Source organism: Pseudomonas sp. GW456-12-1-14-TSB6 (assembly GCF_059424205.1).
The window spans coordinates 62,564-76,066 of record NZ_JBWKZE010000005.1; the positions used below are offsets into that span (position 1 = coordinate 62,564).

Sequence of the window (13,503 nt, forward strand, 5' to 3'; positions counted from 1 at the left end):
GCCCGCTGCATGCGGGCGCGATGCTCTGGCAACTGGCCCAGATGTTGTGGGTCGGTGGCCTGTGGCTGGTACATCTCGGTCTGCGGCCGGTGCTGGGTCAAATCGGCCTGGCGCCGCTGCTGATCGATGAGGTTGCAAGTACGTTTGAAGTGGCGGTGGTGGGTTTTGCCGTCGCGTGCGTGATATTTCAGGCTTTGGTGCTGATACAGACCGAGGGCCTTGCCAGTCTATGGCGGGATTTTCGCGGGCAGGTGTTGCTGATGGCGTTGTATGCGTGTGCGATGTTTGTCGCAGTGCGTGTCGGCTGGCCAGATGCGCAGCGCTGGCAGGTGTTCAGCTTTCTAGTATTGGGTTTTTCCGGATTGGTGCTGGTATTGCAGCCGGTGCCGGGATGGAGTGGCAGGGTGCGCGAAGCACACCCTTGACCCTTGCCATCACTTGAAGCGATGGACGTTCGACAGCTGCTTGTTGACGCTGAAGTTCTTGCGGTAAATCAGTGCCATCTTGCCGATGACTTGAACCAGATCGGCCTTGCCGGTCTTGCACAGCTCTGCAACGGACGCCAGGCGCGCCTCGCGATCGAGGATGTTGAGCTTGATCTTGATCAGCTCGTGATCTGCCAATGCGCGTTCGAGTTCGGCTAAAACACCCTCAGTCAAACCGTTGTCAGCCACAGTCAGAACTGGTTTCAGGTGGTGGCCAATGGATTTGTACTGTTTCTTCTGCTCTGGAGTGAGCGGCATAATCTGACCCTTTCGTCTGGATTCTGTAAAATGGCGGCCATTTTACCCGAGGGCTCGTGGATCCGCCCAATTAATCACGACCCTAATCAACGAGGTGCCCAATGGCGCGTTCCAAGACAAGCCTTGGTTGGCTGAAAAGACATGTCAATGATCCCTATGTGAAGCAAGCGCAGAAGGATGGCTACCGCTCGCGTGCGAGTTACAAGCTTCTGGAGATCCAGGAGAAATACAAACTGATCCGTCCGGGCATGAACGTCGTCGACCTCGGCGCGGCGCCTGGCGGCTGGTCGCAGGTCACCAGCCGCCTGATCGGTGGTCAGGGGCGACTGATCGCCTCGGACATCCTGGAAATGGACAGCATTCCGGACGTGACTTTCATCCAGGGTGACTTCACCGAGGATGCAGTGCTCGCTCAGATCCTTGAGGCTGTGGGTAATTCGCAGGTGGACCTTGTGATTTCCGATATGGCCCCCAATATGAGTGGTACGCCTGAAGTGGATATGCCAAAAGCCATGTTTCTTTGCGAGCTGGCGCTTGATCTGGCGGAACGGATCCTCAAGCCGGGTGGCAATTTCGTGATCAAGATTTTTCAGGGCGAAGGGTTCGATGTTTACCTGAAGGATGCTCGCAAGAAGTTCGACAAGATCCAGATGATCAAGCCGGACTCCTCTCGTGGCAGCTCTCGCGAGCAGTACATGCTGGCTTGGGGCTACCGCGGTCGTAGCGAGTAAAACGAGGTTTTTTGGCGGGGTGATAGGTTTTTCGTATTTCGCCCCGCGCGCATAAGCGAATATTGTGTAGAAAGTGTTTCACAAAGGGTTACAGACGGCGCCTGCCAGAGCTGTAGGTAATGTAGTAAGTTAGGCCGGTGAATATCATGCGAAGCGCGCGCCAGTAGCGGAGCTTGCTTCAGAGGGTAGTTAATTGAACGATATGGCAAAGAATCTGATCCTGTGGTTGATCATCGCGGCAGTCCTGGTGACGGTGATGAACAACTTCTCCAGCCCTAACGAGCCGCAGACCCTCAACTATTCCGACTTCATCCAGCAGGTCAAGGATGGCAAGGTCGAGCGCGTGGCCGTCGACGGCTACGTGATTACCGGCAAGCGCAACGACGGCGACAGCTTCAAGACCATTCGTCCGGCAATTCAGGACAATGGCCTGATCGGCGACCTGGTCGACAACCACGTCGTGGTCGAAGGCAAGCAGCCTGAGCAGCAAAGTATCTGGACCCAGCTTCTGGTGGCCAGCTTCCCGATCCTGGTGATCATCGCGGTGTTCATGTTCTTCATGCGCCAGATGCAGGGCGGCGCGGGCGGCAAGGGCGGGCCGATGAGCTTCGGCAAGAGCAAGGCGCGTCTGCTGTCCGAGGATCAGGTGAAAACCACTTTGGCTGACGTTGCCGGTTGCGACGAAGCCAAGGAAGAGGTTGGCGAGCTGGTCGAATTCCTCCGTGATCCGGGCAAGTTCCAGCGCCTGGGCGGCCGCATTCCTCGCGGCGTGCTGATGGTTGGTCCTCCGGGCACCGGTAAGACCTTGCTGGCCAAGGCGATTGCCGGCGAAGCCAAGGTCCCGTTCTTCACCATTTCCGGTTCCGACTTTGTCGAAATGTTCGTCGGTGTAGGTGCCAGCCGCGTTCGTGACATGTTCGAACAGGCCAAGAAACACGCTCCATGCATCATCTTCATCGACGAGATTGACGCCGTTGGTCGCCATCGTGGTGCCGGTATGGGCGGCGGTCACGACGAGCGCGAACAAACTCTCAACCAGTTGCTGGTGGAGATGGACGGTTTCGAAATGAATGACGGCATCATCGTCATCGCCGCGACCAACCGTCCTGACGTGCTGGACCCTGCTTTGCTGCGTCCGGGTCGTTTCGACCGTCAGGTGGTGGTCGGCTTGCCGGACATCCGTGGTCGCGAGCAGATCCTCAAGGTTCACATGCGTAAAGTGCCGATGGGTGATGATGTTGCTCCGGCTGTTATCGCACGTGGTACTCCGGGTTTCTCCGGCGCCGACCTGGCAAATCTGGTCAACGAGGCTTCGCTGTTTGCTGCCCGTGCCGGCAAGCGCATCGTCGAAATGAAAGAATTCGAACTGGCCAAAGACAAGATCATGATGGGCGCCGAGCGCAAATCCATGGTCATGTCGGAGAAGGAAAAACAGAACACCGCTTATCACGAAGCAGGCCACGCCATTGTTGGTCGTGTCGTGCCCGAGCATGATCCGGTCTACAAGGTGTCGATCATTCCGCGCGGTCGTGCACTCGGTGTGACCATGTTCCTGCCGGAAGAAGATCGCTACAGCCTGTCCAAGCGTGCGCTGATCAGTCAGATCTGCTCGCTGTACGGCGGCCGTATTGCCGAAGAGATGACTTTGGGCTTTGACGGTGTAACCACGGGTGCCTCCAACGACATCATGCGTGCGAGTCAGATTGCGCGGAATATGGTGACCAAGTGGGGGCTGTCGGAAAAACTCGGTCCGTTGATGTACGCAGAAGAAGAGGGTGAAGTATTCCTCGGTCGCGGCGGTGGCGGTCAGAATGCCAGCTTCTCCGGTGAGACAGCCAAGCTGATCGACTCCGAAGTGCGCAGCATCATTGATCAGTGCTACGGCACGGCCAAGCAGATCCTCACGGACAACCGCGACAAGCTCGATGCCATGGCGGATGCGCTGATGAAGTACGAGACGATCGATGCCGAGCAGATCGACGACATCATGGCCGGTCGTACACCTCGCGAGCCTCGCGATTGGTCGGGTGGCACCGGTACTGGCACGCCACCTGTCATTCAGGGCGAGCGTCCGGAAACACCGATTGGCGGTCCGGCTGCCGACGTTTAAGGTTTGAAATGACTTCTGTACAGTCCCTGACCCGGTTGCCTTGCGGCAACCGGGTTCTTGATTTGGCCCGGACGCATGTCATGGGCATTCTCAATGTCACTCCTGATTCTTTTTCCGACGGTGGCCGATACAGCCAGCTCGACGCGGCCTTGCGTCATGCCGAAGCCATGGTTGCGGCGGGTGCAACGCTGATCGATGTGGGCGGCGAGTCGACCCGCCCGGGCGCGCGGGCGGTTTCTCCGTTGGAGGAGCTGGAGCGCGTAGCTCCCGTCGTCGAGCTTATAAATCGCGAACTGGATGTGGTCATATCGGTCGATACGTCCACTCCGGCGGTCATGCGCGAAACGGCGCGTTTGGGTGCTGGCTTGATCAACGACGTTCGTTCGCTACGGCGGGATGGCGCGCTTGATGCGGCGGCGGCCACGGGATTGCCCGTGTGCCTGATGCATATGCTCGGCGAGCCTGGCGATATGCAGGATGATCCGCGTTATCAGGATGTCACCCGGGAAGTGGGCGAATTTCTTGCCGAACGCATGGCCCAGTGCGAGGAGGCAGGCATTCCGGCCGAGCGGATCATTCTTGATCCGGGCTTCGGCTTCGCCAAAACCCTGCAGCACAATCTAAGCTTGTTCAAGCATATGGAAGCCCTGCATGCGTTGGGGCGGCCGCTATTGGTGGGCGTTTCGCGCAAAAGCATGATCGGCCATGCATTGAATCGCCCTGTGGGTGAGCGTCTGTATGGCGGTTTGGCACTGGCTGCACTGGCATCGGTGAAAGGCGCGTGTATATTGCGCGTCCATGATGTGGCGGAAACGGTGGATGTGGTGCGAATGCTCGCAGCCGTGGAATCAGCCGAATAAGAATGATGGAGCACTTATGAGCAAGAAATATTTTGGTACCGACGGGATTCGTGGTCGCGTCGGGGAATACCCGATCACTCCGGACTTCATGCTCAAGCTCGGCTGGGCTGCCGGTATGGCCTTTCGCAAGATGGGTGCCTGCAAGGTTCTGGTCGGCAAGGACACGCGGATTTCCGGCTACATGTTCGAATCGGCACTTGAGGCTGGTCTGACATCCGCAGGCGCCGATGTGATGCTGCTCGGTCCGATGCCGACTCCGGCCATTGCCTACCTGTCGCGTACATTCCAGGCCGAGGCCGGAATCGTGATCAGTGCATCGCACAATCCGCATGACGATAACGGTATCAAGTTTTTCTCCGGCAAAGGCACCAAGCTGCCCGATGAGCTGGAACTGATGATCGAGGAATTGCTAGATACGCCAATGACTGTTGTAGAGTCGAGCAAGATTGGCAAGGTGTCGCGAATCAATGATGCGTCCGGTCGCTATATCGAGTTTTGCAAGAGCTCTGTGCCGACCGGCACCAGTTTTTCCGGACTGAAGATTGTCATCGACTGCGCGCACGGAGCTACCTACAAGGTCGCGCCGAGCGTATTCCGTGAGCTGGGTGCCGAAGTTGTGGTTCTGTCCGCGCAGCCCAATGGTCTGAATATCAACGACAACTGTGGCTCCACGCACATGGGGCAATTGCAGGCGGCGGTGTTGTCCGAGCATGCGGATCTGGGTATCGCCTTCGATGGTGATGGTGATCGGGTACTGATGGTCGACCACACCGGGGCGATAGTCGATGGTGACGAGCTGATTTTCATCATCGCGCGCGATCTGCATGAGCGAGGCAAATTGCAGGGCGGTGTGGTCGGTACGCTGATGAGCAATCTGGGCCTGGAGTTGGCTCTGGCGGATCTGGGTATTCCTTTTGTGCGTGCAAATGTCGGCGACCGCTATGTGATTGCTGAATTGCTGGAGCGCGATTGGCTGGTCGGAGGCGAGAACTCCGGACATGTCGTTTGCTTCAACCACACGACGACTGGCGATGCGATCATTGCGGCGTTGCAGGTGCTGATGGCATTGAAAACACGCAACGAAGGTCTGGCGCAAACTCGTCAGGCCCTGCGTAAGTGTCCTCAAGTGCTGATCAACGTGCGCTTCGGCGGTGGCGACAGCCCGCTGGAGCACCCGGCTGTCAAGGAGGCGAGCGCACGCGTAACCCAGGCTATGGCGGGGCGCGGGCGTGTGCTTTTGCGCAAGTCCGGGACAGAGCCTCTGGTGCGTGTGATGGTCGAAGGCGAGGACGAAATCCAGGTTCGTGGCTATGCCGAAGAACTGGCAAAACTGGTAACTGAAGTTTCTGCCTGATTCGGCTTGCCAGCCATGATTGTGTTGGGTAACATCTGCGCCCACTTTGACCGACGAGGTACAGCATGCGTCGCCCTATGGTAGCTGGTAACTGGAAGATGCACGGTACCCGCGCCAGCGTCGCTGAGCTGATCAACGGCCTTCGTCATCTGGCCTTGCCAAGCGGTGTTGATGTCGCGGTATTCCCGCCTTGCTTGTATATCAATCAAGTGATTGATGGCTTGAAAGGCAAATCGATTTCGGTCGGTGCGCAGAATTCTGCGGTGGAGTCCATGCAAGGTGCATTGACGGGCGAGATTGCGCCGAGTCAGTTGGTGGATGCAGGTTGTTCCCTGGTGCTTGTCGGGCACTCCGAACGCCGCCAGATCATGGGTGAGCGAGACGGAATGCTGAATCGCAAGTTCGCAGCGGCACAGGCATGTGGCTTGATTCCGGTGTTGTGTGTAGGGGAGACCCTGGAGCAGCGCGAAGCCGGAAAGACTCTTGAGGTTGTCGGGCGTCAGCTGGGCAGTATCATCGAGGAGCTGGGTGTCGGTGCTTTTGCCAGCGCAGTGATCGCTTACGAGCCGGTCTGGGCGATTGGTACCGGGCTGACTGCAACGCCGCAACAGGCTCAGGATGTGCATAAAGCCATTCGCGAGCAGTTGGCGGCAGAGAATTCTGAAGTGGCACGAGGTGTGCGGCTTCTATACGGCGGCAGCGTGAAGGCGGCCAATGCGGTCGAACTGTTCGGCATGCCGGATATCGATGGGGGGCTCATTGGTGGAGCTTCCCTGAATGCAGATGAGTTCGGTGCGATTTGTCGCGCCGCGGGAAACTGAAAAAATGCTGGAAACAGTCGTAGTCGTTTTTCATCTGCTGGGTGCATTGGGCGTAGTTGCTCTGGTTTTGCTGCAGCAGGGTAAAGGTGCGGACGCTGGCGCGTCTTTCGGAGCAGGTGCTTCAAATACTGTGTTCGGAAGCCAAGGTTCCTCTACCTTTCTTAGTAAGTTTACTGCTATACTTGCCGCCGGTTTCTTCATAACCAGCTTGGGGTTAGGATACTTTGCTAAAGAGAAGGCTCATCAGCTGACTCAAGCAGGTTTGCCAAACCCGGCAGTGTTGGAAGTTCCAAAGCAACAGCCGGCTTCTGATGATGTCCCGGTGCTTCAAGAGCAAAAGTCGGCTACTCCAGCGACTGACGTACCTCCAGCTCAAGAGCAGAAGTAAGAAGGGTTTCAAACGTAGTATTGCCGAGGTGGTGGAATTGGTAGACACGCAACCTTGAGGTGGTTGTGCCCATAGGGTGTAGGGGTTCGAGTCCCCTTCTCGGTACCAATTAGTCAGGAGAGCCCGCTGTTGCGGGCTTTCTTGCAGGTGGAAGGTTACATTGACCCTAAAAGGGATCGGTCGTATACTTCCGCCCCAGCTTTGTCGCGGGGTGGAGCAGTCTGGTAGCTCGTCGGGCTCATAACCCGAAGGTCGTCGGTTCAAATCCGGCCCCCGCAACCAGTTTAAGGAGCCCCTTTTAAGGGGCTTTTTGTTAGCTGGACACTTTCAACGCCGCTGTTCGACGGCGTTTCAAGGATGGGCGTTTCGCCCATTTTTTTATTTTGCATAGCATGCACATACATGCACGAGGGGGTTCAGGTGTCGAGCAAGCTAGAAGAGTTGCAGGCCTTGCTGGCCCCGGTGGTCGTGGCCCTAGGCTATGAATGCTGGGGTATTGAGTTTTCGGCTCAAGGTCGCCACTCAATGTTGCGCGTTTATATCGATAAGGAAGGCGGCGTACTGGTGGACGATTGTGCCATCGTCAGCCGTCAGATCAGCGGTGTGCTGGATGTTGAAGATCCGATCTCCGTTGAATACACCCTTGAAGTTTCCTCGCCAGGCATGGAACGCCCACTGTTCACTCTTGAGCAGTTTGCCAAATATGTCGGTGAACAAGTGAAGATCAAGCTGCGCTCGCCTTTTGAAGGTCGACGCAACTTTCAGGGCCTTCTGCGCGGTGTAGAAGAGCAGGACGTCGTGGTGCAGGTAGATGACCATGAGTTCCTGTTGCCGATCGATATGATCGACAAGGCCAACATTATTCCCAGTTTTGACTGAGACGCGGATCCCGCGGATCCAATGGCTTGCGAAAGGCGAGGCGTACGATGAGCAAAGAAGTACTGCTGGTTGTTGAGTCGGTATCCAATGAAAAGGGTGTACCGGCAAGCGTGATTTTTGAAGCGCTGGAGCTGGCTCTGGCCACTGCTACCAAAAAGCGTTTTGAAGACGAAGTTGATCTGCGTGTGGAAATCAATCGCCACACCGGTTCTTACGAAACTTTCCGTCGCTGGACGGTCGTCGAAGAGAATGATCTCGATGATCCGGCTATCGAAACCTGGCCTAGCAAGGTTGCTGAAACGCATCCTGGCGCCAAGGTTGGCGACGTCGTTGAAGAAAAGATCGAGTCCATCGAGTTCGGCCGCATCGCTGCGCAGACCGCCAAGCAGGTCATCGTGCAGAAAGTGCGCGAAGCCGAGCGCGCTCAAGTGGTTGACGCTTATCGCGAGCGCCTGGGAGAAATCATCTCCGGCACCGTGAAGAAAGTGACCCGCGACAACGTGATCGTCGACCTGGGTAATAACGCTGAAGCGTTGCTGGCCCGTGAAGACATCATCTCTCGCGAAACCTTCCGTGTTGGCGTGCGTCTGCGTGCGCTGCTCAAGGAAATCCGCACCGAGAACCGCGGCCCTCAGCTGATCCTGTCGCGTACCGCGCCGGAAATGCTGATCGAGCTGTTCCGTATCGAAGTGCCGGAAATCGCTGAAGGTCTGATCGAAGTCATGGCCGCTTCCCGTGATCCGGGTTCGCGCGCCAAGATCGCTGTCCGCTCCAAGGACAAACGCATCGACCCGCAAGGCGCGTGCATCGGTATGCGCGGTTCGCGCGTCCAGGCCGTGTCGGGCGAGTTGGGTGGCGAGCGTGTCGATATCGTCCTGTGGGACGACAACCCGGCACAGTTCGTGATCAATGCCATGTCGCCGGCAGAAGTGGCGGCCATCATCGTTGACGAAGATGCCCATGCCATGGACATCGCCGTTGGCGCAGACAATCTGGCTCAGGCCATCGGTCGTGGTGGTCAGAACGTGCGTCTGGCGAGCCAGCTGACTGGCTGGACCCTGAACGTGATGACCGAATCGGACATCCAGGCTAAGCAACAAGCGGAAACCGGCGACATCCTGCGCAACTTCATCGACGAGCTGGAAGTCGACGAAGAACTGGCTCAGGTGCTGGTAGACGAAGGCTTCACCAGCCTGGAAGAGATTGCCTACGTACCGTTGGAAGAAATGCTCAACATCGACGGCTTTGACGAAGACATCGTCAACGAGCTTCGCGCTCGTGCCAAGGATCGCTTGTTGACCAAAGCCATCGCTACTGAGGAAAAGCTGGCAGACGCCCATCCGGCCGAAGACCTGCTCTCGCTTGAGGGTATGGACAAGGATTTGGCGATGGAACTGGCGGTGCGCGGCGTAATTACCCGCGAAGACCTGGCCGAGCAGTCTATTGACGATCTGCTCGACATCGACGGCATTGACGATGATCGTGCCGGCAAGTTGATCATGGCCGCCCGAGCCCACTGGTTCGAGTAATTAGGCGCGGCCTGAGGAGAGAAGTGCATGACGCAAGTCACGGTGAAACAACTGGCCGATGAGGTCAAAACACCGGTAGAGCGCCTGTTGCAGCAGATGCGTGAGGCAGGTCTGCCGCACACCGCCGCCGAAGAAAATGTGACTGACAGTGAGAAGCAATCCCTGCTGACCCACTTGAAAAGCAGCCACAAGGCGAAAGTGGAAGAACCACGCAAGATCACGCTGCAGCGTAAAACCACCAGCACCCTGCGTGTGGCTGGCAGCAAAAGCATCAGCGTTGAAGTCCGCAAGAAGAAAGTTTTCGTACAGCGTAGCCCGGAAGAAATCGAAGCCGAGCGCAAGCGTGAACTGGATGAACGTCGCGCAGTAGAAAATGCTGCCCGTCAGAAGGCTGAAGAAGAAGCCCGCGTTCGCGCCGAAGAAGAAGCGCGTCGCCAGCCTGCTGCGCCGTCCGCTCCTGCCGAAGCCGTCGCTGCCCCTGCGCCAGTGGCCGAACCCGTGCGCGAAGCTGCGCCGGTTGTGGCTGCTGCGCCAGCTGCCGACACTCGCAAGCGTGACGAACAGCGCCGTCCGGACAAACCACGTGCTGACGACAACAACCGTCGTGGCGGTGGTGATGGCGAGCGCAAAAACGCTCCGCATCGCGCATCGGTCAAGGAAAAGGCTCCGGCTCCACGTGTGGCGCCACGCACTACCGACGAAGAAAGCGATGGCTTCCGTCGCGGCGGTCGCGGCAAGGCCAAGCTGAAGAAACGCAACGCCCACGGTTTCCAGAGCCCGACCGGCCCTGTCGTGCGTGAAGTGAAGATCGGCGAAACCATCACTGTTGGCGATCTCGCCCAGCAGATGTCGGTCAAGGCTGCCGAAATCATCAAATTCATGTTCAAGCTGGGCACCCCGGCCACCATCAACCAGGTACTGGATCAGGAAACTGCCCAGCTGGTCGCAGAAGAACTGGGCCACAAAGTGACCCTGGTCAGCGACACCGCCCTGGAAGATTCCCTGGCCGAGTCCCTGAAGTTCGAAGGTGAAGCGGTTCCTCGTGCGCCGGTCGTGACCGTAATGGGTCACGTTGACCACGGTAAGACCTCGCTGCTCGACTACATCCGTCGTGCCAAGGTAGCTGCTGGCGAAGCCGGCGGTATCACCCAGCACATCGGTGCATACCACGTTGAAACCGAACGCGGCATGGTCACCTTCCTCGACACCCCTGGTCACGCCGCGTTTACCGCCATGCGTGCCCGTGGTGCCAAGGCGACCGACATCGTGATCCTGGTGGTTGCGGCGGACGACGGCGTGATGCCACAAACCATCGAAGCCGTTCAGCACGCTGTTGCTGCTGGCGTTCCGCTGGTGGTTGCGGTGAACAAGATCGACAAGCCGGGTGCTGATCTCGATCGCATCCGCAGCGAACTGTCGGCTCACGGCGTGACCTCTGAAGACTGGGGTGGTGACACTCCATTCGTTCCGGTCTCCGCGAAGATGGGTACCGGCGTCGACGAGCTGCTTGAAGCTGTATTGCTGCAGGCTGAAGTTCTCGAGCTGACCGCCACTCCTTCGGCTCCTGGCCGCGGTGTCGTGGTTGAATCGCGTCTCGACAAGGGCCGTGGCCCGGTGGCGACCGTTCTGGTTCAGGACGGTACGCTGCGTCAAGGCGACATGGTGCTGGTCGGCTCGAACTATGGCCGCGTGCGCGCCATGCTCGACGAGAACGGCAAGCCGATCAAGGAAGCGGGTCCGGCCATTCCGGTCGAGATCCTCGGCCTGGACGGTACGCCTGACGCCGGCGACGAAATGAGCGTGGTTGCCGACGAGAAGAAAGCCCGTGAAGTGGCTCTGTTCCGTCAAGGCAAGTTCCGCGAAGTCAAACTGGCTCGCGCTCACGCCGGCAAGCTGGAAAACATCTTCGAAAGCATGGGCCAGGAAGAGAAGAAGACGCTCAACATCGTCCTCAAATCCGACGTCCGTGGTTCGCTGGAAGCCTTGCAGGGCGCTCTGAACGGCCTGGGCAACGACGAAGTGCAAGTGCGCGTGGTCGGTGGCGGTGTCGGTGGTATCACCGAATCCGACGCCAACCTGGCACTGGCTTCCAACGCTGTACTGTTCGGCTTCAACGTGCGTGCCGATGCCGGCGCACGGAAGATCGTCGAGCAGGAAGGTCTGGACATGCGTTACTACAACGTGATCTACGACATCATCGAAGACGTCAAGAAAGCCCTGACCGGTATGCTTGGCAGCGACGTTCGCGAGAACATCCTCGGTGTGGCCGAAGTCCGTGACGTGTTCCGTTCGCCGAAGTTTGGCGCGATCGCTGGTTGCATGGTGATCGAAGGTGTTGTGCACCGTAACCGTCCGATCCGTGTACTGCGTGAAGACATCGTGATCTTCGAAGGCGAGCTGGAATCCCTGCGCCGCTTCAAGGATGACGCTTCCGAAGTACGTGCCGGCATGGAATGCGGTATCGGCGTGAAGAGCTACAACGACGTCAAAGTCGGCGACAAGATCGAAGTCTTCGAGAAGGTTCAGGTTGCTCGCAGCCTCTGACTCGCGCACTTCAAGGGCCACGTCGGGCCGCCGCATGCAAGTGCGCAGCACGGCGTCAGGACTCTAAACGCAACGCCCGGTCTGGCTTTTGTCAGGCCGGGCGTTTGCCGCTTTCAGACCTTGCGGGTTTCACCGCAGGGCAGTAACAGGTAACAAATCATGGCAAAAGAATACAGCCGTACCCAACGTATCGGCGATCAGATGCAGCGTGAGCTGGCCCAGCTGATCCGTCGTGAAGTCAAAGACCCGCGCGTCGGCCTGGTCACCATTACCGCTGTGGAAGTCAGCCGTGACGTCGGTCACGCGAAGATCTTCATCACCGTGATGGGGCAGGACAACGCCGAAGACATCGCGCAAAGCATCAAGGTGCTCAACGCTGCCGCCGGTTTCCTGCGCATGCAGCTGGCCCGCGAAATGAAGCTACGCAGCGTGCCGCAATTGCACTTCCACTACGACGAAAGCGTCGTGCGGGGTGCGCACCTGTCGGCCCTGATCGAGCGCGCCGTGGCTGAGGACAATCAGCACGTGGCTGCGGCAGAACCCGAAGACACCAAGGAGTAACTCGGTGGCTCAGGTCAAACGTATCCGTCGTAACGTCAGCGGCATCATCCTGCTCGACAAGCCGCTGGGGTTCACCTCCAACGCCGCGTTGCAGAAGGTTCGCTGGTTGCTCAACGCCGAGAAGGCCGGTCACACCGGCAGTCTCGACCCACTGGCCACCGGCGTTCTGCCGCTGTGCTTTGGCGAGGCGACCAAGTTCTCGCAGTACCTGCTTGATTCCGACAAGGGTTACGAAACCCTGGCGCAACTGGGCAAGACCACCACCACGGCGGACGCCGAAGGCGAGGTTTTGCAGGAGCGTCCGGTGACCGTTGGTCAGGCCGACATTGAAGCGGTTCTGCCGAAATTTCGCGGGCAAATCAGTCAGATACCGCCGATGTACTCCGCTCTCAAGCGTGATGGCCAGCCGCTGTACAAGTTGGCCCGTGCAGGCGAAGTAGTGGAGCGCGAACCGCGTTCTGTTACTATTGCGCGCTTGGAATTGCTGGCCTTCGAAGGCGATACTGCGCGACTCGCGGTGGATTGCAGCAAGGGCACCTATATTCGCACCCTGGTGGAGGATATCGGTGAGCAACTCGGTTGTGGTGCGTACGTCGCTGAATTGCGCCGTACCCAGGCCGGGCCTTTCACCCTGGCGCAGACCGTGACCCTCGAAGAGCTGGAAGCGGTACATGCCGAAGGCGGCAACGAAGCGGTCGACCGCTTCCTGATGCCATCGGACAGCGGCCTGCAGGATTGGCCGTTGCTGCAGTTCTCGGAAGCGAGCGCGTTCTACTGGCTCAACGGCCAGCCGGTACGTGCCCCGGATGCTCCGAAGTTCGGCATGGTGCGGGTACAGGATCACAATGGTCGCTTCATCGGTATCGGTGAAGTGAGCGAAGACGGGCGCATCGCGCCGCGTCGACTGATTCGGTCAGAATGACCGGAAACCGGTCTGTGTAACAGCAGGCCGGCGAGTGTGGCTGTCAACAGGCACGGTCACT

At 58.3% G+C, this 13,503-nt stretch carries 13 protein-coding genes and 2 tRNA genes; 14 read left to right on the forward strand and 1 reads right to left on the reverse strand.

Translation table 11 applies throughout. The annotated features are described in order from the left end of the window. Nucleotides 1-20: 20 nt before the first annotated feature. Nucleotides 21-425 (forward strand): hypothetical protein, encoded by a 405-nt coding sequence (locus AC07Y2_RS06075; RefSeq protein WP_039769166.1) that lies wholly within the window; start codon nucleotides 21-23, stop codon nucleotides 423-425. A gap of 9 nt (nucleotides 426-434) precedes the next feature. Here the strand turns inward: AC07Y2_RS06075 and AC07Y2_RS06080 are convergent, their stop codons facing one another. Beyond that, entirely contained in the window at nucleotides 435-743 is a 309-nt protein-coding gene (locus AC07Y2_RS06080) for a YhbY family RNA-binding protein (protein WP_007953753.1), read from the reverse strand. Between the two features lie 101 nt (nucleotides 744-844). On the opposite strand from AC07Y2_RS06080, the gene rlmE reads away from it, so the two are divergent. The 13 genes from rlmE to truB all read left to right on the forward strand — a co-directional run bounded on the left by rlmE (nucleotide 845) and on the right by truB (nucleotide 13,442). After that, nucleotides 845-1,474, forward strand: coding sequence for a 23S rRNA (uridine(2552)-2'-O)-methyltransferase RlmE (gene rlmE, locus AC07Y2_RS06085; RefSeq protein ID WP_007953751.1), 630 nt, complete (start codon nucleotides 845-847; stop codon nucleotides 1,472-1,474). Nucleotides 1,475-1,676: 202 nt separating this feature from the next. After that, nucleotides 1,677-3,584 carry an ATP-dependent zinc metalloprotease FtsH gene (ftsH, locus tag AC07Y2_RS06090; RefSeq protein WP_011332403.1) on the forward strand — a complete coding sequence of 636 codons (1,908 nt, stop codon included), beginning with the start codon at nucleotides 1,677-1,679 and terminating at the stop codon, nucleotides 3,582-3,584. Between the two features lie 8 nt (nucleotides 3,585-3,592). Further along, nucleotides 3,593-4,444: a dihydropteroate synthase gene (gene folP / locus AC07Y2_RS06095; RefSeq protein WP_103385631.1), complete on the forward strand. Its 852-nt coding sequence runs from the start codon at nucleotides 3,593-3,595 to the stop codon at nucleotides 4,442-4,444. Between the two features lie 16 nt (nucleotides 4,445-4,460). Continuing rightward, complete coding sequence (gene glmM / locus AC07Y2_RS06100; protein ID WP_039769173.1) at nucleotides 4,461-5,798, forward strand: phosphoglucosamine mutase; 1,338 nt, start codon at nucleotides 4,461-4,463, stop codon at nucleotides 5,796-5,798. Nucleotides 5,799-5,863: 65 nt separating this feature from the next. Continuing rightward, a complete protein-coding gene (gene tpiA / locus AC07Y2_RS06105; protein WP_103385632.1) occupies nucleotides 5,864-6,619 on the forward strand; it encodes a triose-phosphate isomerase in 756 nt (251 codons plus the stop codon). Nucleotides 6,620-6,623: 4 nt separating this feature from the next. After that, complete coding sequence (gene secG, locus AC07Y2_RS06110; RefSeq protein WP_011332406.1) at nucleotides 6,624-7,007, forward strand: preprotein translocase subunit SecG; 384 nt, start codon at nucleotides 6,624-6,626, stop codon at nucleotides 7,005-7,007. 22 nt (nucleotides 7,008-7,029) lie between these two features. After that, nucleotides 7,030-7,115: transfer RNA gene (locus AC07Y2_RS06115), tRNA-Leu, on the forward strand. Between the two features lie 97 nt (nucleotides 7,116-7,212). Then, nucleotides 7,213-7,289 (forward strand) — tRNA-Met (locus AC07Y2_RS06120). Nucleotides 7,290-7,427: 138 nt separating this feature from the next. Further along, a complete protein-coding gene (gene rimP, locus AC07Y2_RS06125; RefSeq protein WP_039769696.1) occupies nucleotides 7,428-7,886 on the forward strand; it encodes a ribosome maturation factor RimP in 459 nt (152 codons plus the stop codon). A 47-nt stretch (nucleotides 7,887-7,933) separates the two neighbouring features. Next, entirely contained in the window at nucleotides 7,934-9,415 is a 1,482-nt protein-coding gene (gene nusA, locus AC07Y2_RS06130) for a transcription termination factor NusA (protein ID WP_003221546.1), read from the forward strand. 27 nt (nucleotides 9,416-9,442) lie between these two features. Beyond that, the gene (infB, locus tag AC07Y2_RS06135) at nucleotides 9,443-11,959 is read left to right on the forward strand and encodes a translation initiation factor IF-2 (protein WP_064593340.1); all 2,517 of its coding nucleotides are present in this window, start codon (nucleotides 9,443-9,445) and stop codon (nucleotides 11,957-11,959) included. 159 nt (nucleotides 11,960-12,118) lie between these two features. Further along, complete coding sequence (rbfA, locus tag AC07Y2_RS06140) at nucleotides 12,119-12,520, forward strand: 30S ribosome-binding factor RbfA (protein ID WP_007953741.1); 402 nt, start codon at nucleotides 12,119-12,121, stop codon at nucleotides 12,518-12,520. 4 nt (nucleotides 12,521-12,524) lie between these two features. After that, a complete protein-coding gene (gene truB / locus AC07Y2_RS06145) occupies nucleotides 12,525-13,442 on the forward strand; it encodes a tRNA pseudouridine(55) synthase TruB (RefSeq protein ID WP_007953739.1) in 918 nt (305 codons plus the stop codon). Nucleotides 13,443-13,503: the final 61 nt, after the last annotated feature.